Here is a 26,151-nt window from a genome sequence, read left to right as displayed (position 1 = left end):
AACTAGGCCGCTTCGACCGGGGCGCCGCCCCAGAGCTTTTCCAGTTGGTAGAAGTCGCGATATTCATCCTGCATCACGTGGACGATCACCTCGCCCAGATCCACCAGTACCCATTCACCCGTGTCTTCTCCCTCGACACTCAGCGGATCCTGACCCGCATGACGCATCTCGCTGGCCACATGGTCGGCGATGGAGCGAACATGACGGTTGGAGTTGCCGGAGCAGATGATAAGGGTATCCGTGATGGTGGACTTGCCGCGTACGTCCAGGGTGACGATGTCGCGGCCCTTCATGTCATCGATCTTGTCGATGATAAAGGCGTGAAGTGCGTTGCCTTGCAATGACCTTCTCCTGTATTGCGTCGCGTCGGGGGCGGCGGATTATAGCACGGGGCCACTCTTTCCCACATAGAGCCCGTTGTTGCGAATATAGTCCGCTACCGATTCAGGCAACAAATCCCGTGGATCGTTCCCCGCAGCGAGTCTGGCCCGGATTTCGGTAGAGGAGAGGGCGAGCGGCTCGTTATGGGCCAGCCAGATATGGCCGGCGCGGCGCTGGTGCAGGTCATCGACCCGCAGGGTGCCGTGATGCGCCAGCAGCGCCTGCACCGGTGTGGTGGCCTCGGCGGCGTCCCAGCCCGGACGCACGCTCACCACCAGATGAGCGAGGGTGAGCAACTCGTCCCAGCGGTGCCAGCTGGGCAGGGAGAGCAGGGAGTCCATCCCCATCAAAAAACAGAGAGGGGTCTCGGGCAGCTCGTGACGCAGCTCCTCAAGGGTATCGATAGTCCAGGAGGGGCGATCCCGCCGCAGCTCCCGCTCATCCACGCAGAGGCCAAATTCGTTGGCGGCCAGATGCACCATGGCCAGACGCTGTTCGGCGCTGCAGTGGGGGCTGGCTCTGTGCGGAGGGACCCGATTTGGCAGCAGGCGCAGCTCGCCAAGGCCCAGCGCATCGCGGGCCGCCAGGGCCGGCTTGATATGGCCCAGATGGATTGGGTCGAAAGTCCCCCCCAGCAAGCCGATGGGGGGGGTCAGCATGGAGAGTCTTCCGGCAGGGGGAGGAGGGCGGCGTCACGAAAGCCGAGGCAGAGGGTGGCCAATTGTAGCCAGGCCCCTTCACCGTCGAAGCGGCGCAGGCACTCGTCGAGGCGGGCCATCAGCGACCAAAGCTGACGTATCTTGGTTACCGGGAGGCGGTTAAGGGCCTGATTGATGAGCTGCTGGCGGCTCTGCCAGATGCGCAGCCGGCTGAAGTGCTCGGCCAGTGGCTGGCCGGCCTGACGGACCAGGGCCAGGGCTTCCAGCTGCTCCAGTTCGCGGGCCAGGGTCCAGGCCAGCTGGCCCGGCTCCGTGCCCTCGGCGCGCAGGGCGGCCAGGATGCGCTGGGCTCGATTGATCTTCCCCTCCAACAGGGTGTCGATAAGCTGAAAGGGGGTGAAGTGAGCGTGACGGGTGATGGTCTCCTGCAGGTAGGCAACCGTCACCGGCTGAGGGGGAGAGAGCAGGGTCAACTTCTCTATCTCCTGGCTGGCGGCCAGCAGATTCCCCTCATAGCTATGACACATGAAGTTGATGGCATCTGGCTGGGCCTTGAGGCCGAAGCGCTGGAAGCGTGCCCCCATCCAGCGGGGGAAGAAGCGGGGCTCAGGGTGGTTGACGGGAACCCAGGTGCCCTGTTTCTCCAGCTTGTCGAACCAGGCCGCCTTGGTCTGGGCCGAGGTGAGGCGCCCTCCGGAGAGGATAAGCAGAAGATCGGGATGCAGTTGCTGGCCTATCTCTGTGATGCGGGCGGCGAGATCCTTGTCCACCTTGGCCGGCAGCTCCAGCTCGATGATCTGGCGGCTGGAGAAGAGTGAGAGGGCCTGGCAGGCGTCGTAGACCTGGCTCCACTCCAGTCCGGGCTCGACGGTGAAGCTGTGGCGCTCGTCGAAACCGCGCTCGCGAGCCACCCGACGCACCGTGTCGATGGCCTCGATCTTGAGCAGTGGCTCGTCGCCAAAAACGAGATAGCAGGGCCTAAGCCCTGCTCTCACATGGTCATCGAGCTGTTCGGGAAACACTCGCATCAGAAGCTGACCTGACTGAGCTGCCGGATCACCTGATCAGCTGCCTGCTCCTGCATCTCCCGGTTGAGTTGCTCCTGCTCCCGGGAGGAGGCCAGGGCCGCATCGGGCTTGTTGAGGAAGCTGCGGTTGAAGGTGATGGGGAAGACCTGGGTCGGTTTGCCCGGTGCCGAGACGGTGAACTGGGTGCTAAAGCCCATCACATACTCTATCTCGGTACCCTGCACGTTGACCGAGGCCACCTGGTTGGAGCTCCCCACACCGCCCAGGGTGAGGACGGGGATCCCCTCCTTGTCGGCCAGGGTGACGCCAGACGCCCGTAACCGGGTGGTGACCATACGATAGAAATCGCTCTTGTTGTCACCGACCACCTTCATGGTCATCAGTTCGGGGGGAATAGCCATGCCACGCAGGTGGAAGCCACAGGCCTGCACTAGCAGGCCTGCAACCAGAACCACCAACCAGCGACGCATCAAGCGACTCATGGTGTCCTCTCTCTGATCAGTTGGCGACGATGTTGAGCAGCTTGCCCGCGACATAGATCACCTTGCGGATGGTCTTGCCCTCGGTGTGCTTCTGCACACCGGCATCGGTCATGGCCAGCTCCTCGACCTGTTGCTGGTTGATGTCGGCCGGCACCGTGATCTTGCCACGTACCTTGCCGTTCACCTGCAGCACCACCAGCTTCTCATTTTCGACCAGCGCGGCCTCGTCGGCGACCGGCCAGCTGGCGTCGTCGATCTCGCCACCCTGGCCAAGGGCACGCCACAACTCGCAGCAGATGTGCGGAGTGATGGGGTAGAGCATGACGGCGATAGCCTCCAGCGCCTCCTGCATCAGGGCGCGATCCTGCTCCTCGTTGCCAAGCTTGGCCAGATGGTTCATCAGCTCCATGATGGCGGCGATGGCGGTGTTGAAGGTCTGACGGCGACCCACGTCGTCACTTACCTTCTTGATGGTCTTGTGCAGCTCGCGGCGCAGGGCCTGCTGGTCACCGCTCAGGGCGGCCACATTCAGGGCCGGTGCAGCACCGGCACCCACATGCTCGAAGGTCATCCGCCACAGGCGGCGCAGGAAGCGCTGGGCACCTTCCACGCCGGAGTCAGACCACTCCAGGGTCATCTCGGCCGGGGAGGCGAACATCATAAACAGGCGCACGGTATCGGCGCCGTAACGCTCCACCATCAGCTGGGGATCGATGCCGTTGTTCTTGGACTTGGACATCTTGGTCATGCCGGAGTGGATCACCTCACGACCCTCGTTATCCACCGCCTTGGTGATGCGCCCCTTCTCGTCGCGCTCGACGGTCACGTCCAGCGGGCTGACCCAGACCCGGCCACCCTTCTCGTCGTGGTAGTAGAAGGCGTCGGCCAGCACCATGCCCTGGCAGAGCAGGCGCTTGAACGGCTCGTCGCTGTTTACGAGTCCGGTGTCACGCAGCAGCTTGTGGAAGAAGCGGGCGTAGAGGAGGTGCATACAGGCGTGCTCGATACCGCCGATGTACTGATCCACCGGCAGCCAGTGGTTGGCGGCGGCCGGGTCCAGCATGCCCTTGTCGTAGTCCGGGGAGCAGTAGCGCGCGTAGTACCAGGAGGACTCCATAAAGGTGTCGAAGGTATCGGTCTCGCGCAGCGCTTCCTGACCGTTATAAGTGGTCTTGGCCCACTCGGCGTCGGCCTTGATCGGACTCTGGATGCCGTCCATCACCACATCTTCCGGCAGTAGCACCGGCAGCTGATCGTCCGGGGTCGGCACCACGGTGCCGTCAGCCAGGGTCAGCATCGGGATGGGGGCGCCCCAGTAGCGCTGACGGGAGACACCCCAGTCACGCAGACGGAAGTTGACGGTGCGCTTGCCGCAGCCAAGGCTCTCCAGCTTGTTGGCGATGGCATCGAAGGCACCCTGGAAGTCGAGACCGTCAAACTCGCCGGAGTTGAACAGCACGCCCTTCTCGGTGTAAGCGGCCTCGCTCACGTCGACGTCGCCATCGGCGGGCTTGATGACCGCCTTGATGTCGAGGCCGTACTTGGTGGCGAATTCGAAGTCACGCTGATCGTGGCCCGGCACTGCCATCACGGCGCCGGTGCCATAGTTCATCAGCACGAAGTTGGCGACCCAGACCGGGACCTTGCGGCCATCCAGCGGGTGAATGGCATAGAGGCCGGTGGCCATGCCCTTCTTCTCCATGGTGGCGAGCTCGGCTTCGGCCACCTTGGTGTTCTTGCACTCTTCGATAAAGGCGGCGAGCTCGGGGTTACCCTCGGCGGCCTGTTGAGCCAGGGGGTGGCCTGCGGCGATGCCCACATAGGTCACGCCCATGAAGGTGTCCGGACGAGTGGTGTAGACCTCCAGATGATCAGCCTGGCCTTCGATATTGAAGCTGATGTTGACCCCTTCGGAGCGGCCAATCCAGTTGCGCTGCATGGTCTTGACCATCTCCGGCCAGCCTTCCAGATTGTCGATGTCGCTCAGCAGCTCGTCGGCATAGTCGGTGATCTTGATAAACCACTGGGGGATCTCTTTTTGCTCCACCGGGGTGTCACAGCGCCAGCAGCAGTTGTCGACCACCTGCTCGTTGGCCAGCACCGTCATGTCGTTCGGGCACCAGTTGACCGAGGAGGTTTTCTTGTAGACCAGACCCTTCTCGTAGAGCTTGGTGAAGAACCACTGCTCCCAGCGGTAGTAGTCCGGCTTGCAGGTGGCCAGCTCGCGGTCCCAGTCATAGCCCAGACCCAGCATCTTGAGCTGGTTCTTCATATACTCGATGTTTTCGTAGGTCCAGGGGGCTGGCGCCGTCTTGTTCTTGATGGCGGCGTTTTCGGCCGGCAGGCCGAAGGCGTCCCAGCCGATGGGCTGCAGCACGTTCTTGCCATTCAGTCGTTGATAGCGGGATACCACGTCACCTATGGTGTAGTTACGAACGTGCCCCATGTGTAGACGACCCGACGGATAGGGGAACATGGAGAGGCAGTAGAACTTCTCCTTGTCGACCTTCTCCACGGCCTTGAAGGTTTTCTGGGTGTCCCAGCGCTGCTGCACTGAGGGCTCGATCGTCTGGGGAACGTACTGTTCTTGCATTGGTGGCATCCGGATCTGTGAATTGGATTGGAACATCCAGCTGGAAAATCGCCATAGAATACCCAGTAACGGCGGCCGCAACAACCGGCCAGGACTGGCAAGGAGGGGGGAGAGACCATGGACAAGCAGAAAAAGGGCTACGAGGCCTTTATCGAGGAGCTGCGGGCCCAGTGGGAGGCCACCGGGCAGTATCAGGAGGAGCGCCTCAACCGGCTCATCGCCCGGGTGCAGGCCTATCTGGAGGCGGCCGGCGATCTGACCCGGGACGAGTGGGCCCTCATCGCCGAATACGTCAAGCGGGATCTGGGCAACTTCGATGAGGGGCGTCAGGATACTCCGGAGTCTGAATTCACACTCCTGATCAAGGACTCCATCTGGTCCTGGTTGGTGGAGGCGACCGATCGCACCCAGGTGGAGTGGGCCGAGCTGGCGGCCGATCTCGAGCACAAGGGGGAGTATCGGTCCGGTGACTGGGTCGGGCTCGGGGTCATGGTGTGCCGCCTGTGCGGCCACCGTCATACTGTGCTGAGGCCGGAGCGGCTCGGTGAGTGCATCCAGTGCGGGGCCACCGCCTTCGTGCGCGAGCCCCTCTCACCGTGATGGGACGTCAAGAGAGGAAGAGGCGCCTGCGGGCGCCTCTTCTTATTGGGCGTCTCAGTCGTTTCGCTCGCTCCAGGGGTGAGCGCGCGGACGCAGCCAGAGGGCCAGCCCCAGCATCAGGGCCGAGAGGCCATAGAGGGGCCAACTGCCAACGCGCTGGTAGGGGGTCGCGCCGGTGGCGGGGCGAACCTCGACCCGCAACACCCCGTCCTCGAACTGGGGCAACTGGCCAAGGATATGGCCATCGCTCTCGGTGGCGACCGTGATCCCGGTGTTGGTGGCGCGCAGCAGGGGGCGAGAGAACTCCAGCGCCCGCATCCTGGCTATCTCCATGTGTTGCCAGGGGCCGATACTCTTGCCAAACCAGGCGTCGTTGGAGACGGTGAGCAGGAAGTCGGTCTGCTCGGTCACGTTACGGCGCAACTCCTCGGGGAAGATGATCTCGTAGCAGATGGCGGTGGCCAGACGCAGCCCCTTGGCCAGCAGGTTCTCCTGCACCGGCGCCCCTTCACTGAAGGAGGACATGGGCAGGTTGAAGAAGGGGGCGATGGGGCGCAGCAGATCGCCGAAGGGCACGTACTCGCCGATGGGCAGCAGGTGGACCTTGTTGTAGCGGTTGCCCTGCTCGTAGTGGTAGCTCTGCTTGCCGTCGAGATCCGTCATTCCCATGCCGAGCACCACGTTGTAGAAGCGGCGCTGGTCCATGTCGAAGTTGATGATGCCGGCGATGAGGGCGGTGTCGTTGACCTTCATCGCCTTGTCCAGGTTCTCCAGGTAGGGAACCATCTCCTTCTCGAGGGCCGGGATGGCGGACTCGGGCCAGACGATGATGTCGGCGTCCTGGTTCTGACGGCTCAAATCCTGATACTTGCGCACCGTGGGGACCAGCGTCTCCGGATCCCACTTCATGGACTGCTCGATATTGCCCTGTACCAGGGCCACCTTGACCGGCTCGCCGCGGGTCACCCAGCTGTGCTGCATGGAGAGCATGGCCAGGGCCACCAGGGCCGCCGGCACCGCCAGCCAGAGGAGGCGGCGGCTCTGCCACAACAGCCAGAGGCTGGAGGCGGTGAGCAGCAGGGCCAGGGTAATGGCCTGAACCCCGAGCAGGGGAGCCAGCCCCTTGAGAGGACCGTCGATCTGGGTGTAGCCAAACCAGAGCCATGGGAAGCCGGTCAGCACCACGCCACGCAGCCAGTCCGCTACCAGCCAGAGGGCCGGGAAGGCGAGCAGCCAGCGACTCCAGTGGCGCTGGCGAAAGAAGCGGGCAAAGGCCCAGCAGGCCAGCATCGGGTAGAGGGCCAGGTAGGCCGACAGGCCTGCCAGCAGCACGAAGGCCACCGGCAGGGGTATGCCGCCAAACTCGGTCATGCTGACGTGGATCCACCACAACCCCGGCAGAAACATCCCCATGGCGTAGCCAAAGCCACGCCAGGCGGCCTGCCTGGGGCTGGCCCTGTCGATCAGGGCATAGAGGCCGAGCAGGGAGGGAATGACCAGAGGCCAGTAGTTAAACGGTGAGAAGGCCATAACGGCGAGCGCCCCGAACAACAGGGCGCTAAGAGTGATCAGGAGTCTCGATTTCACGGATTATTGGGGCTCTGATTGGGCGGCAACATGGTCTTCCGGTATCTTAACCTGCAACTGCTGCAGACGGCGACGGTCGGCGTGCATCACCTTGAACTGATAGCCGTCGAGCACCACCTCTTCCCCCTTCTCGGGCAGGTGGCCAAAGGCATGCATCACCAGGCCGCCCACCGTGTCCACCTCTTCGTCGCTGAACTCGCTGCCGAAGAAGTCGTTGAAGTCCTCGATCTCGGTGAGGGCGCTGACCGAGAAGACCCGCTTGCTGATGCGGCGGATCTCGTCGGGCTCGTTGTCATCGTCATCAAACTCGTCATCGATCTCGCCAACGATGAGCTCGAGGATATCCTCTATGGTCACCAGACCGGAGACACCGCCAAACTCGTCCACCACCATGGCCATGTGATAGCGCTCGGCCTGGAACTCCTTGAGCAGCCGGTCGACCCGCTTGCTCTCGGGGACGATGACCGCAGGGCGCAGGAAACGCTCGATGGAGAAGGGCTCCTCCTCCTGCGCCAGTCCCACCTTGAGCAGGTCTTTGGCGAGCAGGATCCCCTCCACGTGGTCCTTGTCTTCGTTGATCACCGGGAAGCGGGAGTGACCCGATTCGATGATGACGGGGAGGAAGGCCTCGATGGGTTGGGACTTCTCGATAGTCACCATCTGGGAGCGGGGGATCATGATGTCCCTGACCCTCAGTTCGGCGATCTCGAGCACGCCCTCTATCATGTCCTTGGTATCCTGGTCGATCAGATCGCGCTCTTCGGCGTCCTGAATCACTTCTACCAGGTCGTTACGGTCCTTGGGCTCGCCCTGGAACAGTTGGCTGAGTTTGTCGAGCCAGCTCTTCTTCGGCGAGCCGCTACTAGGGTGATCGTCGGTCATCTTGTCTCTTGATGGTTCACTTAAGGGGTGATGCGGCAGATATGAGGCTAAGCCCCAAGGGTTTCAAGGGGATTACTGCTCGTCATCGGCATAGGGGTCGGCGTAGCCCAGTTCGTGCATGATGTCGCGCTCAAGCTGCTCCATCTCTTCGGCTTCGTCGTCCTCAATATGGTCATAACCTAGCAGATGCAGGCAGCCGTGGACAACCATGTGTGCCCAGTGGGCCTCCAGGGGTTTGTCCTGTTCGATGGCCTCGCGCTCCACCACCTGGCGACAGATCACCAGATCCCCGAGCAGGGGCAGGTCGATGCCGGGCGGAGCCTCGAACGGGAAGGAGAGCACGTTGGTCGGCTTGTCCTTGCCCCGGTAGGTGAGGTTGAGATCCTGGCTCTCTGCCTCGTCTACCAGGCGCACGGTCACCTCGGCCTCCGGCTGAAAGCCCAGCACAGTGCCGTCCAGCCAGCGCTGGAAGTCGGCTTCGCTCGGCAGCCCTTGTTCATTTTCGCAGGCGAGCTGCAGATCCAGCATGACCTTCATGCCTGATTCTCCTTGTTGGCCTGACGCTCGGCGTCGGCACTGGCCTTCTGACGGGCCAGCTCGGCATCGAATGCCTCGTAGGCCTGGACGATGCGGGCGACCACCGGGTGGCGCACCACATCCTGGGACTGGAAGAAGTTAAACGAGAGTCCATCGACCCCCTGCAGCACCTCAAGGGCATGGCGTAGCCCCGATCTGGCGCCCCGTGGCAGGTCGATCTGGGTGATGTCCCCGGTGATCACCGCCTTGGAGTTGAAGCCGATACGGGTCAGGAACATCTTCATCTGTTCTGTGGTGGTGTTTTGCGCCTCGTCGAGGATGATGAAGGCGTCGTTGAGGGTGCGGCCACGCATATAGGCGAGGGGGGCGACCTCGATGACGTTGCGCTCGATGAGTTTCTCCACCCGCTCGAAGCCCAGCATCTCGAACAGGGCGTCATAGAGAGGGCGCAGGTAGGGGTCCACCTTCTGGGAGAGATCCCCGGGCAGGAAGCCGAGCTTCTCGCCCGCTTCCACCGCCGGGCGGGTCAGCAGGATGCGGCGGATCTCCTGGCGCTCCAGGGCATCCACCGCGGCCGCTACCGCCAGATAGGTCTTGCCGGTGCCGGCCGGCCCTATGCCGAAGGTGATGTCGTGGCGCACTATGTTGGCGATGTACTGGGACTGGTTTTGGCTGCGGGCCTTGATCATGCCGCGCTTGGTCTTGATGTTGACCTCCTTGCCCCAGCTCATGCCCGGCTCCGGGCTCCCCTCATCCTGCTCCATGGCCTGGCTGCCGAGAATGGCCAGGTGCACCTGATCCGGCTCGATATCCGGGATCTGGTTGCCGCGCACCGGGGCCGTCTCCACGTAGAGCTGCTTGAGCAGCGCGGCGACAGCCTCTGCCTGGGCCGGCTTGCCCAGGATCTGGAAGTGGTTGTTGCGATAGCTGATCTCGACGCCCATGCGGCGCTCGAGTTGCTTGAGGTTGTCATCGAACGGGCCGCACAGGCTGGCCAGCCGGGCATTGTCGGCGGGTTCCAGGTGCAGGTTGATGGTAGAAATGTGTCGACTCAAGGGATCCTCGCAAGACGAAGCCGCCCGCCCGAAGGGCAGGCGGCTGATGGAATCAGTGGGGGGTAAAGCCGGCGACGCCCAGCTCGTCCGGCACGTTGTCCGGGCGGCGGGCCAGGATCTCGCCCGGTGCCGTGGCGACCCGCAGACCCATCGCCTCTTCCCCGTGCAGGAAGCGGCCGCGCAGGGAGTGGGGCATCACCTCGGTGATCTCCACGTCGGCGAAGTGACCGATGAGGCTGTGGGGACCCTCGAAGTTGACCACCCGGTTGTTCTCGGTGCGGCCACGCAGCTCCATGGGATTGAGCTTGGAGGGCCCCTCTACCAGGATGCGTTGGGTCGACCCCTGCATGGCGCGGCTCAGCTGCATCGCCTGGTTGTTGATGACGTGTTGCAGTCGATAGAGGCGCTCTTTCTTCACCTCCATATCCACATCATCCGGCAGGTCGGCGGCCGGGGTGCCCGGGCGCGGGCTGAAGATGAAGCTGAAGCTCATGTCGAAACCCACCTCCTCGATGAGCCTCATGGTGGCCTCGAAGTCCTCCTCGCTCTCGCCGGGGAAGCCGACGATAAAGTCGGAGCTGACGGTGATGTCCGGGCGGGAGGCTCGCAGGCGGCGGATCTTCGACTTGTACTCGAGGGCCGTGTGGGGGCGCTTCATCAGGGTCAGGATGCGGTCCGAGCCGCTTTGCACCGGCAGGTGCAGGAAGCTCACCAGCTCGGGGGTATCCTTGTACACCTCGATGATGTCGTCGGTGAACTCGATGGGGTGGCTGGTGGTGTAGCGAATGCGGTCGATGCCGTCGATGGCGGCCACCAGGCGCAGCAGCTCGGCGAAGGTGCAGATGCCGTCGTCATGGGTGGCGCCACGCCAGGCGTTGACGTTCTGGCCCAGCAGGTTGACCTCGCGCACCCCCTGCTCGGCGAGTTGGGCGATCTCGTAGAGCACATCGTCCAGGGGACGGCTCACCTCTTCGCCACGGGTGTAGGGCACCACGCAGTAGGTGCAGTACTTGGAGCACCCCTCCATGATGGAGACATAGGCGGTGGGGCCTTCGGCACGGGGTTCGGGCAGCCGATCAAACTTCTCGATCTCGGGGAAGCTCACGTCCACCTGGGCGCCGCGGCCCTCCTGGACGCTCTTGATCATGGTCGGCAGGCGGTGCAGGGTCTGGGGGCCAAAGACGATGTCCACATAGGGGGCACGGCTGCGGATGGCGTCTCCCTCCTGGGAGGCGACACAGCCACCTACCCCGATCACCAGGGCGGGATTCTTCTCCTTGAGCAGCTTCCAGCGCCCCAGCTGGTGGAATACCTTCTCCTGCGCCTTCTCACGGATGGAGCAGGTATTCAGCAACAGCACATCGGCCTCTTCGGGCTCTTCGGTGAGCTGGTAACCGTTGCTGGCGTCGAGCAGGTCGGCCATCTTGGACGAGTCGTACTCGTTCATCTGGCAGCCCCAGGTCTTGATATGAAGTTTCTTGCTCATTGCTACTCTTGCGGGTGTTGATGTCGGCATGATCAAAGGACCGGGCATTTTACTCCGCAAAGGTGGCTCTGACCAGTTAATATCCAGAGGGGCAAATCCCTGCCTGGCATGCGGTTTTTGCGACTCCCCCACGCTGCCACGAGCCTCCAAAGCAGGCTACAATGGCCCCACTTTCCGCCAATGGAACCGTCCACGGAACAATCAATGATGCAATCTTGCGATATCGCCATCGTCGGCGGTGGCATGGTCGGCGCCGCGGCCGCCTGCCTGCTGGCGCGCCAGGGACTCGAGGTGAGTGTCATCGAGGCCGAGCTGCCCGCCCCCTTCGACCCGGCCCAGCCCATGGACCTGCGGGTCTCGGCCATCAGCGCCGCCTCGGTTTCTCTGCTCGAGCGAGCCGGCGCCTGGGAGGCTACCCGTGCCATGCGCGCCTGCCCCTATCGCCGCCTCGAGACCTGGGAGTGGGAGGGCTTTGCCACCCGCTTTTGTGCCGACGATCTGGGCTTGCCCCAGCTCGGCTATATCGTCGAGAACCGCCTGATCCAGCTGGGGCTGCTGGCGGCCATGGAAGCGTGGCCCAATGTGCACACCCTGACCCCGGCCCGTATCACGGCACTGACCCAGACGCCTGAGTGCGCCACCCTGACGCTCGATGATGGCAGCCAGCTGCGGGCCCGCTGGGTGCTGGCCTGCGACGGGGCCGAGTCCCTCACCCGCCGGCTGGCCGGCATCGGGGTGTCGCGTTTCGAGTACCGTCAGCACTGCATGCTCATCAACATCGACACCGATGAGGGACAGCAGGATATGACCTGGCAGCAGTTTACCCCGAGCGGTCCGCGCGCCTTCCTGCCGCTTTGTGGAGCGCATGGCTCCCTGGTCTGGTATGACTGCCCGGCGCGCATCCGCGAGCTGATGGGGCTCACCCTGCCCGAGCTGGAACAGGCCGTTCGGGCCGCCTTCCCACACCGCCTCGGCGGTTTTCGGATCACCGGGCGCGGCAGCTTTCCTCTGGTGCGGCGCCATGCCAACCGCTATCACGCCGGTCGTGTGGTGCTGCTGGGGGACGCCGCCCATACCATCAATCCGTTGGCGGGGCAGGGGGTCAACCTCGGCTTCAAGGACGTGGCCTGCTGGTGCGACCTGCTGGCCAGGGCCGGGGAGCTGTGGCACGAGGCCTCGCTGGCCGGCCGTTATGAGCGTCGCCGCCGCCCCGACAACCAGCTGATGCAGTCGGGGATGGATCTCTTCTACGCCGCCTTTAGTAACCGGCTCGGGCCTCTGTCCGTGGTGCGCAACCTGGGGCTCAATCTGGCGGACAAGGCGGGGCCGCTCAAGGCGCTGGCCCTGCGTTATGCCCTCGGCTTGCAGTAGGGAAGCGGGATGACTCCTTGCCGATTTTTGAATGTGGATCTGGATCTGGCCTCTTGCGAGGATCTCACTCCCCTGGCCAGGGAGTTTGAGCTGGCGGGTATGTCGCGGCTGGCGTTGCACCGGGAGGGCGGCTCGTGGCTGGCCCGTTTCGAACTGGGTGAAGAGGGGGAAGGGCTCGAGGAGCCCGGTCCGGTGATCGAGAGGCTGGTGGCCCATATTGAGGCCCTGTCCACCGCCTCGGCGGCAATCTGGCGGCGCTGCGAGATGCGCCGCCTCGACATGGGCTACGAGAGCGGGGAGGGGGAGACCCTCATCCACACCCTGCCACCCCTGTTGCTGGCCAGGCTGGCCGCCCTCTCTGTGGCGTTGGGGATGACCCTCTATCCGGGCGGGCGCGGCTAGGTAAAGCGCCGGCAGGATCACACTTATCGCCACGCGCCATGGGTAGTTGTCTCCCCTTTCGGGTAGCATGGCCCCCCCTGTTTTGGCAACTGACGACGGAATTGACGATGCGCAGCACCACACGCGAAATGGCGGCCCACAAGCGGGTTGCCCTGGTGGCCCACGACAACATGAAAGAGTCTCTTCAGCGCTGGGTACTACGGCGCAAGGAGGAGCTCAAGCTGCACCACCTCTATGCTACCGGTACCACGGGTACCCGGCTCGGCAAGGCGGCCTCGCTCCCCATTACCTGCCTCTTCTCCGGCCCCATGGGGGGGGATCAGCAGTTGGGTGCCCTCATCGCCGAGGGCAAAATCGATGTGCTCATCTTCTTCTGGGATCCCCTCAACGCCGTGCCCCACGATCCGGATGTGAAGGCCCTGTTGCGCCTGGCGGCGGTCTGGAACATTCCGGTTGCGACCAACGAGGCGACCGCCGATTTCCTGATGGACTGTCCCCACATGAACCGCGCTTTTACCGTCGAGATCCCCGACTATGCGGGGTATCTCAAGGAGCGCACCGAGTAAGTGCGGCGTCGTTGATGCGGCGACTCGGACCCGATTGCAAAGAGAGAGGCCAGCCGGTGAACCGGCTGGCCTCTTCTGCGTTCAGTGGGCGGCGAACTGGTAGTGAAAGGTCGGAAGGCCCCACTTGTAGCGTACCGCCAGCAGGCGCAACACGAAGCCGATGCCGATGGCACCGAAGGCGGCCCATTCATTGGGTACCTGATGGGCCAGGGCCAGGCAGTAGAGGGCGGCCGTGACGAGGGAAACGGCGGCGTAGAGCTCCCGACGAAACACCAGGGGGATGCGTTGACAGAGGAGATCCCGCAGCACGCCGCCGAAGACGCCGGTCACCACCGCCATGATGCAGGCGATGGCGGGGCCGTGGCCCATCTCGATAGCCCGGGCCGCACCGAAGATGGAGAAGACCACCAGCCCCATTGCGTCGAGGGCGAGAAAGAGTTTGCCGAGATAACGCATCAGGGGCGCCGAGACGACGCCAGCCATGGCCGAGGCGGCCACCAGCAGCACGTATTCCGGGTGCTCCACCCAGAGCAAAGGATAGTGACCGAGCAGCACATCACGGATGGTGCCGCCCCCGATGGCCGTGGCCGAGGCGATGATGATGACGCCAAAGAGATCCATTCGGCGGCGACCGGCGGCCAGGGCGCCGGTCATCCCCTCGGCGATGAGGCCGATGATGAAGAGCAGGTGCAGCATGAGAAATCCCAGGGTATTCGAAAGCTGGGGATCCTACTCATGCAAGGAGCGTGGGGCAAATGCAAAAAATTAATGTTAGTTTTTCTAATGATGAGGGGCGCCACGGGCCCCTCTTGTTTACCCTGCCCGTCGTGGCAGGTGTTGTGTCCGGTATTGATCGACCCACATGGCGGTGGCGCCACAGATGGCGACCGGCATGACGAAGAGATTGACCACGGGGATAGAGGAGAAGAGGGTCACCAGGGCGCCGAAACTCAGGCACTTGCCCCGCCGCGCCTTGAGTGCCTCGCGCATGGTGACGAAATCGATCTTGTGGTTATCGAAGGGATAGTCCACGTACTGGATCGCCATCATCCAGGCGCTGAAGAGGAACCAGAGCAGGGGGGCCAGAGTTTGCCCCACCACGGGGATGAGGAACAGCAGCAGGCAGCCGATGGCCTTGGGCAGGTAGTACTTGAGCTTGATCCATTCGCGACCGAAGGTGCGGGGGATATCCTTGACCACGTCCATCACGCCACTGTCGCTCGGGGTCTCGCCGGTCAGGGCCTGCTCCACCTTTTCGGCCAACAGGCCGTTGAAGGGGGCCGCTATCCAGTTGGCCACCGAGCTGAAGATGAAGGAGAAGAGCACCAGTATGGTGATGAGGGCCAGGGGCCAGAGCAGGTAGTCGAGCCAGGAGAGCCACTCGGGGATCTGCCGGTGCAGCCAGGCAAACAGACCATCGAGCTGCAGCAGCAGGGCATAGAAGGCGGCGGCAAACAGCACCACGTTGACCAACAGGGGGATCAGCACGAAGGTGCGGATGCCCGGTTGGCGGATGAGGGAGAAGCCGCGCAGGAAGTAGTCTGCGCCGCTGACCGAATCTTTCACCAGGGGTTGCTTCATCAGGAGTCCATCTGTGGGTCGGAAGATGCCCGCATATTACAAACAAGCCGTCGATTTGGTAAAGTTGCCAGCCATTTCCCTCGACGATTGCCCCTCTCCATGCGTCTGAAATCGATCAAGCTTGCCGGCTTCAAGTCGTTTGTGGAGCCCACCCGGATCAGTCTGTCGGCGGACATGACGGCGGTCGTGGGGCCCAACGGCTGCGGCAAGTCCAACGTCATCGACGCGGTGCGCTGGGTATTGGGGGAGAGCTCGGCGCGCCATCTGCGTGGCGAGAACATGACAGACGTCATCTTCAATGGCTCCACCAACCGACCCCCCCACTCCCGCGCCTCGGTCGAGCTGGTCTTCGACAATCCCCATCACCGGGTACCCGGCGAGTTTGGCCGCTTCAGCGAGATAGCGGTGCGCCGCGAGGTCTACCGGGATGGCAATAACCTCTACTTTATCAACGGCCAGAAGTGCCGGCGCAAGGATGTCACCGACCTCTTTCTCGGCACCGGGCTGGGCCCGCGCAGCTACGCCATCATAGAGCAGGGCACCGTCAGCCGGCTGGTGGAGTCCCGTCCGGCCGATCTCAAGCTGTTCCTCGAGGAGGCCGCCGGGGTATCGCGCTACAAGGAGCGCCGGCGCGAGACCGAGCAGCGCATCCGTCACACCCGGGACAACCTGGAACGCCTCGGCGACATTCGGGGCGAGCTGGGGGAGCGGCTCTTGCACCTCAAGGCCCAGGCCGAGACGGCCGAGCGCTATCGTCAGCTCAAGGGACGCAGCCGGGCGGCACGCAGCGAACTGATCGGCTCCGAGCTGTGGAGTATCGAAAACCGGCTGGTCGAGATCAAAGGGGCCCTCGCCGAACATGAGCAGGCCCTGGCGGCCCTCGATGCCCGCCGCACCCACGACGAGGCCCAAGCCCTGACTCTTGCCACCGCCCGCCAGGAGCGCCAGGCCGAGCAGGCCGAACGTCAGCAGCAGATCTTCCTCGGTGGTCAGGCCATCGCCCGTCTCGAGCAGCAGACCCTGCACCGGGCCGAGCAGGGCAGGGAGTGGCAGCGTCGGCGTGCCGCCCTGGCCGAGCGTATGCACCACCTGGGGCAGCAGTTGGCCCGGGAAGAGGCGCGGCTGGGCGAGCTGCAGCTGGAGGGAGAGAGGGCCGAGCTGCTCCTCGAGGAGGCCCAGGCCCGCCAGGAGGAGGCCCAAGGGCGTCAGCAGGCAGGTCAGGAGCGGGTCGTGCAGCTGCGCGGGTTGCGCGAGCAGTGGCAACTGCGCCTCGGGGAGCTGCAAGGGGAGCTGACTCGCCTCAACGCCGAGGTCAGCCACCGGCAAGAGCTGTTGGCCCGCATCCGTCTCGCCCGCCTCAAGCTCGAAGACGAGCGGGGCGAACCCGTCATGGGGGTCTCCCCGAGTCCTCTTCCCCCTCTCGAGGCGGCGCTCGCTGCAGCCCAGGCGAACCACGCCGGCGCCGCCGTCAGGCAGAGCCAGTGTCAGAGCGGGCTGCGGGAGGCTCAGACCCGCTGGCAGGGTGCCCTGGGTGCCCTGCGCGAGCACAGGGCGCGCCTGCAGACCCTGGAGGCCCTGCTCGGCGAGGAGCCGCAGGAGGGGCTTGGGGATCACCTCACTCTGGACCAGGCCTGGGCCCAGGCCCTCGACAAGGTACTCGGTCACTGGCTGGGCGCCACCACGGGCGAGTCCGACCATGAGATCGTGCAGGGGCGCTTTGTGGGTCGGGCCGTCCCTCCCGCCGCCGGCTCGCTGGCTGAGCGGGTCAGGGGCGACTATCTGCCGGATTTTATCAATACCATTCGCACCGCGCCGGACAGGGCGGCTGCCCTTGCCCTGCGACCCACGCTGGCGCAGGGCGAGTCGGTGATCACCCCGCTCGGGGAGTGGTTTGGCCGTAACTGGGCCGATCTTGGACAGAGCCAGCGTTTGGGGCGCTTGTCCTTGCAGGCCGAGAGTGAACGACTGGCCGGCGAGGCGGTGCATCTGGAGGCCGAGTCACTGCGCCTCGAAGCCCTGCACGAGCAGGCCGGGGTGATGGCGGCGAGTGCTGACGAGGCGCTGGCGCAGACGACGGCGCGGCTGCGCGAAGCCGAGCTGGGTCTGCAGCAGGCGCGGGAGCTGTGGCGACTCGAGGAGGGGCGCCAGAGCGAGCGTGGCGAGCGTCATCGGCGTATCGCCGGTGAGCTCGCTCGTCTGGATGAAGAGCTCGTGACCGAGCAGGCGCGTCAGGAGGCGGCCAGTGAGGCCAAGTTGCTGGCCGAGGAGCGCCTCGAGGAGTGGCAGAGCCGGGGAGAGGATGAGGCGCTGCAGCGGGCGCAGCGGGAGCAGCAGGGGCTCGACGAGAGTCTGGAGCAGGCCAGGCAGGCCAGGGAGCGCGCCCACTCCGATGCCCAGCGTCTGCAGCAGGAGCGGGAGAGCTGCCGCCATCTGTGCGAGCTCCATCGCACCGAGCTGGTCCGGGTACGCGAAGAGCACGCGCAGTTGGCCCTGCCCGAGCGCGATGAGGCGGTGGATCTGGCCCCCCTGCTCGAGACCCAGCGCCGGCTGGAGGCGGAGCAACTGACCACCCACCAGGCGCTGGCCCACCTCGAAAGTGAGCTGACGGCCCTCGACAAACGTCGCCAGGAGGATCACAAGTCTCTGGTGGGGCTGCAAGAGAAGTTGGCACAGCTAAGGCTGGAGCGAGAGCGACTGCTCACTCGCCGGCAGGCGCTGCACGAGCAGTTCGAGGAGCTGGGGGTGCGCTTTGCCGATCTCGATCAGGCCGCCCTGCTACAGGCGGATCGCGGCAAGCTGCGTCAGGAGATCCAGGCTCTGGAGGAGCAGGTGACGGCACTGGGCGCTATCAACCTGGCGGCGCTCGAGGAGTATGAAGAGGCGCGCACCCGCGCCGAATACATGGAAAACCAGTGCCAGGACCTCGAACAGGCCCTCGAAACCCTGGAGCAGGCCATCAAAAGAATCGACCGGGAGACACAAATCCGCTTCCGAGACACTTTCGATAAGGTCAACGAAGATTTAAAATCGCTGTTTCCAAAGGTATTTGGGGGGGGGAGCGCCTGGCTCGAACTCACTTCCGACGATCTGCTGGAGGCCGGGGTCACCATCATGGCGAGACCACCGGGGAAAAAGAATGCTACCATCGCCCTGTTGTCTGGAGGGGAGAAGGCACTGACCGCGCTTGCGCTGGTTTTTGCCATCTTCAGACTCAATCCAGCACCTTTTTGTATGCTGGATGAGGTGGATGCACCGCTCGATGAAGTGAACGTGGGTCGCTTCTGTTCTCTTGTCAAAGAGATGTCGAGCACAGTACAGTTCGTTTACATCAGTCATAATAAGGTCTCCATGGAGATGGCCGAGCAGCTGGTCGGCGTGACGATGCAAGAGCCCGGGGTATCCCGCATCGTCTCGGTTGATATTGGTGAAGCCGTCGCTCTGGCTGAGCAAAACTAGAAAGAGAAGCAGCTAATGCAGGAATTGCGCTACATCTTGGTTGCCTTGGGCGGGATTGCCATCGCGGCATTGCTCATTCACGGGTTGTGGACTAACAGAAAGAATCGCAAGTCGCCCATCAAGGAGAAGCCTCTCGGCCGGGTCGAGACCCGCTCCCGCGATGACGACAGTTTCGATGATGATGGCATCGGTCAGGTGCGGGTGGTCAGCAGCCGTCGCGCCGAGCCCAAGATGCAGCCGGAGGAGCCCAAGCCGGCTCGCCGTGCCCCCCCCATCTATCGCCGCGAGGAAGAGGACGACGAAGACGAGCTGCCGCCTCTCGAGCCTCAGCCTCGTGTCGAGCCTGCCTATGCCCGTCAGCCGCGTCCGGCTGAACCGGCCTATGCCGAGCCGGCTCCGCGCATGAGCCCCCCCGCCTATGAGCCCGAGCCGGAGGAGGACGATGAGGTTCAACCAGAGCCTGCGCCGGTGCGCAAGCCCTCGCCCGTGATTCGCCGCACACCGGTACAGCCCCGCAGCCGTCCCCAGCGCGAGCCCGTGATGAGTGCGCCCCTCGACGAGGAGCCGCAACCGCCGGCCTATGAGCCCGAACCCGAGCTGCGCGCCGAGCCCCGTTATGAGCCCGAGCCCGCACTGCGTGCCGAGCCCCCCTATGAGCCCGAACCGGTACGTGCGCCGGTCGAGAAGACCTGGCAGGACGTCTACGTGATGAACCTGATGGCTCGTCCCGGCCGCGAGCTGGAAGGGGGCACCCTGCTCTCCTCCCTGCTGGCGACCGGCTTCAAGTTCGGCGAGATGGAGATCTTCCACCGCCACGAGGATGCCGACGGTCACGGCGAGGTGCTCTTCTCCATCATCAACATGGTCAAGCCGGGTACCTTCAACCCCTACCGGATGGAGCAGTTCACCACTCCGGGGGTGTCGCTGTTTATGCAACTGCCCCTGCGCAGCAACGCCGCTCTGGCGTTTGAAGAGATGCTGCGCACCGCCGATCAGCTGGCCAGCGATCTCGACGCCATGCTGACCGACATGGAGCGCAGCCCCCTCAGCGACGAGACCATCGATCGTTGCCGCCGTGAGCTGGCCGCCTACGAGGCAAGCCGCGACTGAGGCAAGCGTTGAACCCATGACCCTTCCCGATGCGGTACTTTGGTGCCGCATCGTCATTTCTGGACCCCGGAAAGAAGACGATGAGCGATTATCAGACCCGTCACCGCCAACTAAGCCAACAGCTGACCGAGTATGGCCATCAGTACTATGTGCTGGACACCCCGACCGTCACCGACGCTGAGTATGACCGCCTGATGCGCGAGCTGCTGGCCCTCGAGGCCGAGCATCCCGAGCTGCGCACTCCCGATTCCCCCAGCCAGCGTGTCGGTGCGGCTCCCCTGTCGGCCTTTGCCCAGGTGACCCACGAGATCCCCATGCTGAGTCTCGACAACGTCTTCAGTGACGAGGAGCTGCTGGCCTTCGAACAACGGATGCAGGACAGGCTCAAGCGCTCCCACACCTTCACCTTCTGCTGCGAGCCCAAGCTCGATGGTCTGGCGGTGAGCCTGCTCTATGTGGATGGCCTGCTGCTGCGCGCCGCCACCCGGGGCGATGGCAGCACGGGGGAGGAGATCACCGAGAACGTGCGCACCATCCGCACCATTCCCCTGCGCCTCAGCGGCGCTGGCTGGCCGGCACGCCTCGAGGTGCGCGGCGAGGTGTTTATGCCCAGGGCCGGGTTTGAGGCGATGAACGCCAGGGCCCTGGCCGCCGGCGAGAAGGTGTTCGTCAACCCGCGCAACGCCGCCGCCGGCAGCCTGCGCCAGCTCGATTCCCGCATCACCGCCTCCCGTCCCCTCGACTTCTACGCCTATGGGGTGGGGGTCGGTGGCGACGAGCTGGGAGGCTCTCACTTTGGTCGCTTGCAACAGCTACAGGCATGGGGGCTGCCCCTTAGCCCCGAGGTGAAACTGAAAGAGGGCGCCGCCGGCTGCCAGGCGTTTCACGACGACATCCTGGCCCGTCGGGACCGGCTTCCCTACGAGATCGACGGGGTGGTCTACAAGGTGGACGACATTGCCCTGCAGCAGGAGCTGGGTTTTGTGGCGCGCGCGCCCCGTTGGGCCACCGCCCACAAGTTCCCCGCCCAGGAGGAGATGACCGAGCTTGAGAACGTGGAGTTCCAGGTCGGCCGCACCGGCGCCATCACCCCGGTCGCCAAGCTCAAGCCCGTCTTCGTCGGCGGCGTTACCGTCTCCAACGCCACCTTGCACAACGGCGACGAGATAGCGCGCCTCGGCGTCATGATCGGCGACACCGTGATCGTGCGCCGCGCCGGCGACGTGATCCCCCAGGTGGTCTCTGTGGTCGAGGCCAAGCGTCCTGCGGATGCCCGCACCATCTTGTTCCCGGACGCCTGCCCTGTGTGTGGCTCGGCCATCGAGCGTATCGAGGGGGAGGCGGTGGCTCGCTGCTCCGGCGGTCTCTTCTGCGGCGCCCAGCGGGCGGCGGCTCTCAAGCACTTCGCGGCGCGCCGCGCCATGGACATCGAGGGGCTGGGCGACAAGATCGTCGATCAGCTGGTTGAGCGGGAGCTGGTGAAGACCCCGGCCGACCTGTTTGGGCTTAACGCCATCGTGTTGGCCCGCCTGGAGCGAATGGGGCCCAAGTCGGCCCAGAATCTGGTGGCCGCCATCGACAAGGCGCGCAGCACCACCCTGCCGCGCTTCCTGTTTGCCCTGGGAATTCGTGAGGTGGGGGAAGCCACGGCCCTCAATCTGGCCAACCACTTCCTCACCCTGGAGGCCCTGCGTGCCGCCTCGGTCGAGCAACTGCTCGAGGTGGCCGACGTGGGTGAGGTGGTGGCCAAACACGTCTGGTTCTTCCTGCGACAACCTCACAACATCGAGGTGCTCGAGGCCCTGCTGGCTGCAGGCATTCACTGGCCGGCCATCGAGAAGAAGGAGGTCAGCGAGCAGCCGTTTGCCGGCAAGACCTTCGTGCTGACCGGCACCCTCACCGCCCTGTCGCGCAATGACGCCAAGGCGGCCCTGCAGGCACTCGGCGCCAAGGTGGCAGGCTCGGTCTCGGCCAAGACCAACGTGCTGGTGGCGGGGGAGGCGGCGGGCTCCAAGCTTGCCAAGGCCCAGGAGCTTGGCATCACCATCTGGACCGAGGCCGAGTTGCAGCAGGCCCTGGCAGAGCAGGCATGATGCGAGAGGGCCCCTTGACGGGGCCCTCTGTTATTCCAGCCACTCCACCTTGTGGGCCCATCGCTCCGGTGGTGTCAGCTTCCAGCGCGCCAATTCACTGCGGCTGAAAACATACTTGCCCCGCTGTGCGGCCCGGGGGGAGATGCTCTCTGGCCGGGCACCGTCCATGATGGCATTGAGCAGACCGGCTGCCATCATGCCCTGCTCTCGCCCGTCCAGCACCAGCCCCCCGGCCGCCTTGCCCTGGCCAACGGTAAACTCCCAGAAGCAGAACAGGGGGAGGGGGGCGTGGTGATTGCTCCAGTCCAGTACCTCCTTCTCACTGACGTGTCTCCCCTGCGCGTCAGTCAGGGTGTGATAGAGGCCGATAAAGATGGCCTGATACCCCTGCTCTTTGGATTCCTGCAGCCGCTTCTGCCAGAGCGGGTAGTTGCCGATCAACTCTATGGTGACCTGGGTTTGCCCTATGTTCAGGTTGGTCTGGGTTCGAAACTCGTCATCCACCGAGGCCAGTGACACGTCACTGGAGTCGAATAAGACAAGCACCTTGTCGAGCCCCCCCATCATGCGCGACATCTCCTGAATATTGCGCTTGAGCAGGGGGCGCTCCAGCACGCCCGTGACGTTTTTTCGTCCCAGCAGCTCCTTGTGGCGCGGGTTCTCGTTCATGCCGAGAAAGACCACGGGAGTACCTGCATCGGCGATGGGGTGGGCCAGATAGTTGATGGCGTTATCATCCGAGAGCAAGACCCAGTCTGGCCTGACCTTGTGATAGAAGGCCAGGGCATCGGCCGCCTGCTGATCGAAGCGCTCGCGGGGAAGGCGCTTGGTGTCGAGATAGAAGCGGCTTATCTCGTGGTGACCCTTGAGCTGGCTCAGCACACCCTGGTTGTAACTGATGTCCCAGGCATAGTCGGGGTGGTAGCTGCTGATGATAAGCAGCTTGCCGGCTTGCACACTCTGAACCGTGATGAGCAACAGCAGAAGTAGCATGGGTTTCATGAGGTGATCTCCCTAAGCGTCTGTTGAGCATAAACGCCCTTGTCGCCCTTTACCGACGGGCGAGTTTTTTTTCATTTCCTCTTGCAATCCATGCAGCCCAAGCGGGCTCTGCCCTGCTGTTGCGTGGGGTTCTTATGGCGCTGGTTGCGCCCTGGCCAGGGTTTCAAAAACCTGTTCTGGATCAATATTCCCGGCGATCGTTTCGGGCCTAATACACCCAACATATAGTTGCGCCATTTTGTTTTTCACCTATATGTTGTGTTTATAAGTTGTGCATAAGCTGTTCTCGTCTGCACTGTGTCCGGGTTTTCTCTAGCCGGGATACGGTCTGCTGCGTCCAGGGCCGGGCGCTGACGTGAACCATTCAAGGGCGACACCGGCTGGCAGGCCGGTTTTTTACGGGGAATGAATCATGAAACCGGTTGTGATCAAGCGCGATGGCTGCCGAGCACCATTTGATGCCAATCTGATTGTCGAGGCGGTCGCCCGGGCTGCCGAGGCCGTCGCTCATCCCCAGCGTGAGTTGGCCGAAGAGATTGCTGCCCAGGTCTGCCTGGAGCTTGAAGGGCGCGGTGAGGTGGACATTCACGAGATCCAGACTCTGGTGGAAAACCGCCTGATGGCCTCGGATCACAAGGAGATCGCCCGCGTCTACATCGAATACCGTCACGACCGGGATCGCGAGCGCGAGACCCGTGGCCGCCTGGCCCGCGAGATCCGCGGCCTGGTGGAGCAGACCAATGCCGCCCTGCTCAACGAGAACGCCAACAAGGATTCCAAGGTGATCCCGACCCAGCGCGACCTGCTGGCAGGGATCGTGGCCAAGCACTATGCCACCACCTACATGCTGCCGCGCGATGTGGTACAGGCCCACGAGAGCGGGGCGCTGCACTTCCACGATCTCGATTACTCCCCCTTCTTTCCCATGTTCAACTGCATGTTGATCGATCTGAAGGGAATGTTGACCCACGGCTTCAAGATGGGCAACGCCGAGATCGACACCCCCAAATCCATCAGCACCGCCACCGCGGTCACTGCCCAGATCATCGCCCAGGTGGCGAGCCACATCTATGGCGGCACCACCATCAACCGTATCGATGAGGTGCTGGCCCCCTACGTGACCATCAGCTGGGAGAAGCACCGCGAGGTGGCACAGGAGTGGGGCATTGCGGACGCCGAAGGCTATGCCATGGCCCGTACCGAGAAGGAGTGCTATGACGCCTTCCAGTCCCTCGAGTACGAGGTGAATACCCTGCACACCGCCAACGGCCAGACCCCGTTTGTTACCTTCGGCTTTGGCCTTGGCGAGAGCTGGGAGTCGCGGATGATCCAGCGCGCCATCTTGCAAAACCGCATCGCCGGCCTTGGCAAGAACAAAAAGACCGCGGTCTTCCCGAAACTGGTGTTTGCCATCAGGGATGGTCTCAACCATCGGCCGGGCGATCCCAACTACGACATCAAGCAGCTGGCCCTGGAGTGCGCCTCCAAGCGCATGTACCCGGACATCCTCAACTACGACCAGGTGGTCAAGGTGACCGGCTCCTTCAAGACTCCCATGGGATGTCGCTCCTTCCTCGGTGCCTACGAGGAGAATGGCGAGCTCATTCACGAGGGGCGCAACAACCTGGGGGTAGTGAGCCTCAACCTGCCGCGCATCGCCCTGCAGGCTCGCGACGAGGCAGACTTCTTTGATCGTCTCGATGCCGCCCTGCGGGTTGCCAAAAAGGCACTGATGTACCGCATCGAGCGCCTCGACGGGGTCAAGGCCCGGGTCGCCCCCATCCTCTATATGGAAGGGGCCTGCGGTGTGCGCCTCAAGGCCGATGACAACATCAGCGAGATCTTCAAAAACGGTCGTGCCTCCATTTCGCTGGGCTATATCGGCCTTCACGAGACCATCAACGCCCTGTTTGGCAACCAGGTTCACGTCTTTGACGACGAGACCCTGCGCCAGAAGGCGGTGGCCATCGTGCAGCGCCTGCGCGATGCGGTCGACGGATGGAAGCGTGAGACCGGCTATGGCTTTAGCCTCTACTCCACCCCGAGCGAGAACCTCTGCACCCGTTTCTGCCGCGTCGATGCCAAGGAGTTCGGTGTGGTGCCGGGGGTGACCGACAAGGGTTACTACACCAACAGCTTCCACCTCGATGTGGAGAAGCAGGTCAACCCCTACGACAAGATCGACTTCGAGGCCCCCTATCCGCCCATCGCCAGCGGTGGCTTCATCTGTTACGGGGAGTATCCCAACATCCAGCACAATCTGGAGGCGCTGGAGAACGTATGGGACTACAGCTACGACAAGGTGCCCTACTATGGCACCAACACCCCCATCGACGAGTGCTACGACTGTGGTTTCACCGGCGAGTTCGAGTGCACCTCCAAGGGCTTCACCTGTCCGCGCTGCGGTAACCACGATCCCGCCAAGGTGTCGGTGACCCGCCGGGTGTGTGGCTACCTCGGTAGCCCGGATGCCCGTCCCTTCAATGCGGGCAAGCAGGAAGAGGTCAAGCGCCGGGTTAAACACATGTAAGCGGCCTTTGATGGCAATGAGGCCCCGACCGAGAGGGGCCTTTTTCATGGGCAAGAGCGAGGAGCACGCCGTGCATTACCACCAGTACTACCCGGTCGATGTGATCAATGGCCCGGGCACCCGGGCTACCCTGTTTGTATCGGGCTGCGAGCACCAGTGTCGGGGCTGTTACAACCAGTCCACCTGGCGCCTCGACAGCGGTCATCCCTTCGATCGGGCCATGAGCGATCGGGTGATCGCCGATTTAAGCGATACCCGCATCAAGCGCCGTGGCCTCTCGCTCTCCGGTGGCGACCCGCTTCACCCGGCCAACCTGGCCGACGTGCTGGCCCTGGTGAAACGGGTGCGCGCCGAGTGCCCGGACAAGGACATCTGGTGTTGGACCGGTTATCGCCTCGACGAGCTCACGGCGGCCCAGCAGGAGGTAGTGAGCCTCATCGACACCCTGGTCGATGGCCGCTTCGAGCAAGCGTTGGCCGATCCGGGCCTGGTGTGGCGTGGTAGTAGCAACCAGATCATTCATCGCTTTCGGCTCGGGGACGAGAGCGACGGCGAGCAATAAAAAAACCGGGCGTTCGCCCTAATGCCAGTCAGTTAAGACTGACTGGCATTGTTTTTATTGGATTTTTTTACGCTGTACTTCTGCGGTCTTGGCTTCACGCAGCGGGGGTAACTTCGCTCCATCCTATCGGGTAACACAAACTGCCCCGCTTGTTTCTCCAACTCCGCCACCCGCTTAGGGATATTCCC

General features: G+C 63.6%; 22 protein-coding genes and 1 pseudogene. 9 read left to right on the top strand and 14 right to left on the bottom strand.

Annotated elements, in window-relative coordinates:
• Positions 1-2: 2 nt before the first annotated feature.
• The 5 genes from rsfS to leuS are packed head-to-tail and all read right to left on the bottom strand — an operon-like array spanning position 3 to position 5,143.
• Positions 3-341 (bottom strand): ribosome silencing factor, encoded by a 339-nt coding sequence (gene rsfS / locus AB5Y48_RS14935; RefSeq protein WP_050666643.1) that lies wholly within the window; start codon positions 339-341, stop codon positions 3-5.
• Positions 342-380: 39 nt separating this feature from the next.
• A complete protein-coding gene (nadD, locus tag AB5Y48_RS14930) occupies positions 381-1,040 on the bottom strand; it encodes a nicotinate-nucleotide adenylyltransferase (RefSeq protein ID WP_060587225.1) in 660 nt (219 codons plus the stop codon).
• Positions 1,034-2,068: a DNA polymerase III subunit delta gene (gene holA, locus AB5Y48_RS14925; protein WP_224160204.1), complete on the bottom strand. Its 1,035-nt coding sequence runs from the start codon at positions 2,066-2,068 to the stop codon at positions 1,034-1,036. Before holA ends, nadD begins: the two co-directional genes overlap by 7 nt.
• Positions 2,068-2,550: an LPS assembly lipoprotein LptE gene (lptE, locus tag AB5Y48_RS14920; RefSeq protein WP_050666646.1), complete on the bottom strand. Its 483-nt coding sequence runs from the start codon at positions 2,548-2,550 to the stop codon at positions 2,068-2,070. Before lptE ends, holA begins: the two co-directional genes overlap by 1 nt.
• Before the next feature lie 16 nt (positions 2,551-2,566).
• The gene (gene leuS / locus AB5Y48_RS14915; RefSeq protein WP_050666647.1) at positions 2,567-5,143 is read right to left on the bottom strand and encodes a leucine--tRNA ligase; all 2,577 of its coding nucleotides are present in this window, start codon (positions 5,141-5,143) and stop codon (positions 2,567-2,569) included.
• Positions 5,144-5,260: 117 nt separating this feature from the next.
• Here leuS and AB5Y48_RS14910 point away from each other — a divergent pair, with 117 nt between their 5' ends.
• Entirely contained in the window at positions 5,261-5,743 is a 483-nt protein-coding gene (locus AB5Y48_RS14910) for a zinc ribbon-containing protein (protein ID WP_050666648.1), read from the top strand.
• Positions 5,744-5,797: 54 nt separating this feature from the next.
• On the opposite strand, the gene lnt is transcribed toward AB5Y48_RS14910, so the two are convergent.
• From lnt to miaB, 5 genes are all read right to left on the bottom strand, one after another.
• A complete protein-coding gene (gene lnt, locus AB5Y48_RS14905; protein ID WP_050666649.1) occupies positions 5,798-7,330 on the bottom strand; it encodes an apolipoprotein N-acyltransferase in 1,533 nt (510 codons plus the stop codon).
• Between the two features lie 3 nt (positions 7,331-7,333).
• Positions 7,334-8,212, bottom strand: a complete 879-nt coding sequence (gene corC, locus AB5Y48_RS14900; protein WP_050666650.1) for a CNNM family magnesium/cobalt transport protein CorC — start codon at positions 8,210-8,212, stop codon at positions 7,334-7,336.
• A 72-nt stretch (positions 8,213-8,284) separates the two neighbouring features.
• A complete protein-coding gene (ybeY, locus tag AB5Y48_RS14895) occupies positions 8,285-8,749 on the bottom strand; it encodes an rRNA maturation RNase YbeY (protein WP_050666651.1) in 465 nt (154 codons plus the stop codon).
• Positions 8,746-9,804, bottom strand: coding sequence for a PhoH family protein (locus tag AB5Y48_RS14890; protein ID WP_050666652.1), 1,059 nt, complete (start codon positions 9,802-9,804; stop codon positions 8,746-8,748). Before AB5Y48_RS14890 ends, ybeY begins: the two co-directional genes overlap by 4 nt.
• 52 nt (positions 9,805-9,856) lie before the next feature.
• Positions 9,857-11,290, bottom strand: coding sequence for a tRNA (N6-isopentenyl adenosine(37)-C2)-methylthiotransferase MiaB (miaB, locus tag AB5Y48_RS14885; RefSeq protein WP_368164951.1), 1,434 nt, complete (start codon positions 11,288-11,290; stop codon positions 9,857-9,859).
• 207 nt (positions 11,291-11,497) lie between these two features.
• On the opposite strand from miaB, the gene AB5Y48_RS14880 reads away from it, so the two are divergent.
• The 3 genes from AB5Y48_RS14880 (at position 11,498) to AB5Y48_RS14870 (ending at position 13,629) form a co-directional block, all read left to right on the top strand.
• Positions 11,498-12,661 carry an FAD-dependent oxidoreductase gene (locus tag AB5Y48_RS14880; RefSeq protein ID WP_368164994.1) on the top strand — a complete coding sequence of 388 codons (1,164 nt, stop codon included), beginning with the start codon at positions 11,498-11,500 and terminating at the stop codon, positions 12,659-12,661.
• 9 nt (positions 12,662-12,670) lie between these two features.
• Positions 12,671-13,063, top strand: a complete 393-nt coding sequence (locus AB5Y48_RS14875) for a hypothetical protein (RefSeq protein ID WP_224160202.1) — start codon at positions 12,671-12,673, stop codon at positions 13,061-13,063.
• A gap of 107 nt (positions 13,064-13,170) precedes the next feature.
• The gene (locus tag AB5Y48_RS14870; protein WP_050666655.1) at positions 13,171-13,629 is read left to right on the top strand and encodes a methylglyoxal synthase; all 459 of its coding nucleotides are present in this window, start codon (positions 13,171-13,173) and stop codon (positions 13,627-13,629) included.
• An 81-nt stretch (positions 13,630-13,710) separates the two neighbouring features.
• On the opposite strand, the gene AB5Y48_RS14865 is transcribed toward AB5Y48_RS14870, so the two are convergent.
• Both AB5Y48_RS14865 and cysZ read right to left on the bottom strand, forming a co-directional pair.
• The gene (locus AB5Y48_RS14865; RefSeq protein WP_050666656.1) at positions 13,711-14,325 is read right to left on the bottom strand and encodes a trimeric intracellular cation channel family protein; all 615 of its coding nucleotides are present in this window, start codon (positions 14,323-14,325) and stop codon (positions 13,711-13,713) included.
• A gap of 117 nt (positions 14,326-14,442) precedes the next feature.
• Positions 14,443-15,210, bottom strand: a complete 768-nt coding sequence (gene cysZ, locus AB5Y48_RS14860) for a sulfate transporter CysZ (RefSeq protein ID WP_136614133.1) — start codon at positions 15,208-15,210, stop codon at positions 14,443-14,445.
• A gap of 99 nt (positions 15,211-15,309) precedes the next feature.
• On the opposite strand from cysZ, the gene AB5Y48_RS14855 reads away from it, so the two are divergent.
• The 3 genes from AB5Y48_RS14855 to ligA all read left to right on the top strand — a co-directional run bounded on the left by AB5Y48_RS14855 (position 15,310) and on the right by ligA (position 21,869).
• Complete coding sequence (locus AB5Y48_RS14855; protein WP_368164949.1) at positions 15,310-18,666, top strand: AAA family ATPase; 3,357 nt, start codon at positions 15,310-15,312, stop codon at positions 18,664-18,666.
• 15 nt (positions 18,667-18,681) lie between these two features.
• Positions 18,682-19,776 (top strand): cell division protein ZipA, encoded by a 1,095-nt coding sequence (gene zipA, locus AB5Y48_RS14850; RefSeq protein ID WP_368164948.1) that lies wholly within the window; start codon positions 18,682-18,684, stop codon positions 19,774-19,776.
• 80 nt (positions 19,777-19,856) lie between these two features.
• Complete coding sequence (gene ligA, locus AB5Y48_RS14845; RefSeq protein ID WP_136614132.1) at positions 19,857-21,869, top strand: NAD-dependent DNA ligase LigA; 2,013 nt, start codon at positions 19,857-19,859, stop codon at positions 21,867-21,869.
• A 30-nt stretch (positions 21,870-21,899) separates the two neighbouring features.
• On the opposite strand, the gene AB5Y48_RS14840 is transcribed toward ligA, so the two are convergent.
• Positions 21,900-22,871, bottom strand: coding sequence for an ABC transporter substrate-binding protein (locus tag AB5Y48_RS14840; protein ID WP_368164946.1), 972 nt, complete (start codon positions 22,869-22,871; stop codon positions 21,900-21,902).
• A 412-nt stretch (positions 22,872-23,283) separates the two neighbouring features.
• Here AB5Y48_RS14840 and nrdD point away from each other — a divergent pair, with 412 nt between their 5' ends.
• Entirely contained in the window at positions 23,284-25,401 is a 2,118-nt protein-coding gene (gene nrdD / locus AB5Y48_RS14835) for an anaerobic ribonucleoside-triphosphate reductase (RefSeq protein ID WP_050666662.1), read from the top strand.
• A 70-nt stretch (positions 25,402-25,471) separates the two neighbouring features.
• Positions 25,472-25,963 (top strand): anaerobic ribonucleoside-triphosphate reductase-activating protein, encoded by a 492-nt coding sequence (gene nrdG, locus AB5Y48_RS14830; protein ID WP_060588319.1) that lies wholly within the window; start codon positions 25,472-25,474, stop codon positions 25,961-25,963.
• A 32-nt stretch (positions 25,964-25,995) separates the two neighbouring features.
• Here the strand turns inward: nrdG and AB5Y48_RS14825 are convergent.
• Positions 25,996-26,151, bottom strand: a pseudogene (locus AB5Y48_RS14825) (IS4 family transposase); the annotation flags it as partial.

Source organism: Aeromonas sp. R6-2, from assembly GCF_040908155.1.
Classification (GTDB): Bacteria; Pseudomonadota; Gammaproteobacteria; order Enterobacterales; family Aeromonadaceae; genus Aeromonas; species Aeromonas schubertii.
The sequence above is the reverse complement of the archived record's forward strand: the minus strand, read 5'-3'. Positions and strand labels throughout refer to the sequence as shown.

What these genes read in the sequence shown, in the direction of transcription:
- nadD (WP_060587225.1), bottom strand. Translation starts at nt 1,040, where the DNA reads ATGCTGACCCCCCCCATCGGCTTGCTGGGGGGGACTTTCGACCCAATC.
- holA (WP_224160204.1), bottom strand. Translation starts at nt 2,068, where the DNA reads ATGCGAGTGTTTCCCGAACAGCTCGATGACCATGTGAGAGCAGGGCTT.
- lptE (WP_050666646.1), bottom strand. Translation starts at nt 2,550, where the DNA reads ATGAGTCGCTTGATGCGTCGCTGGTTGGTGGTTCTGGTTGCAGGCCTG.
- leuS (WP_050666647.1), bottom strand. Translation starts at nt 5,143, where the DNA reads ATGCAAGAACAGTACGTTCCCCAGACGATCGAGCCCTCAGTGCAGCAG.
- AB5Y48_RS14910 (WP_050666648.1), top strand. Translation starts at nt 5,261, where the DNA reads ATGGACAAGCAGAAAAAGGGCTACGAGGCCTTTATCGAGGAGCTGCGG.
- corC (WP_050666650.1), bottom strand. Translation starts at nt 8,212, where the DNA reads ATGACCGACGATCACCCTAGTAGCGGCTCGCCGAAGAAGAGCTGGCTC.
- ybeY (WP_050666651.1), bottom strand. Translation starts at nt 8,749, where the DNA reads ATGAAGGTCATGCTGGATCTGCAGCTCGCCTGCGAAAATGAACAAGGG.
- miaB (WP_368164951.1), bottom strand. Translation starts at nt 11,290, where the DNA reads ATGAGCAAGAAACTTCATATCAAGACCTGGGGCTGCCAGATGAACGAG.
- AB5Y48_RS14880 (WP_368164994.1), top strand. Translation starts at nt 11,498, where the DNA reads ATGCAATCTTGCGATATCGCCATCGTCGGCGGTGGCATGGTCGGCGCC.
- AB5Y48_RS14875 (WP_224160202.1), top strand. Translation starts at nt 12,671, where the DNA reads ATGACTCCTTGCCGATTTTTGAATGTGGATCTGGATCTGGCCTCTTGC.
- AB5Y48_RS14870 (WP_050666655.1), top strand. Translation starts at nt 13,171, where the DNA reads ATGCGCAGCACCACACGCGAAATGGCGGCCCACAAGCGGGTTGCCCTG.
- AB5Y48_RS14865 (WP_050666656.1), bottom strand. Translation starts at nt 14,325, where the DNA reads ATGCTGCACCTGCTCTTCATCATCGGCCTCATCGCCGAGGGGATGACC.
- cysZ (WP_136614133.1), bottom strand. Translation starts at nt 15,210, where the DNA reads ATGAAGCAACCCCTGGTGAAAGATTCGGTCAGCGGCGCAGACTACTTC.
- AB5Y48_RS14855 (WP_368164949.1), top strand. Translation starts at nt 15,310, where the DNA reads ATGCGTCTGAAATCGATCAAGCTTGCCGGCTTCAAGTCGTTTGTGGAG.
- zipA (WP_368164948.1), top strand. Translation starts at nt 18,682, where the DNA reads ATGCAGGAATTGCGCTACATCTTGGTTGCCTTGGGCGGGATTGCCATC.
- ligA (WP_136614132.1), top strand. Translation starts at nt 19,857, where the DNA reads ATGAGCGATTATCAGACCCGTCACCGCCAACTAAGCCAACAGCTGACC.
- AB5Y48_RS14840 (WP_368164946.1), bottom strand. Translation starts at nt 22,871, where the DNA reads ATGAAACCCATGCTACTTCTGCTGTTGCTCATCACGGTTCAGAGTGTG.
- nrdD (WP_050666662.1), top strand. Translation starts at nt 23,284, where the DNA reads ATGAAACCGGTTGTGATCAAGCGCGATGGCTGCCGAGCACCATTTGAT.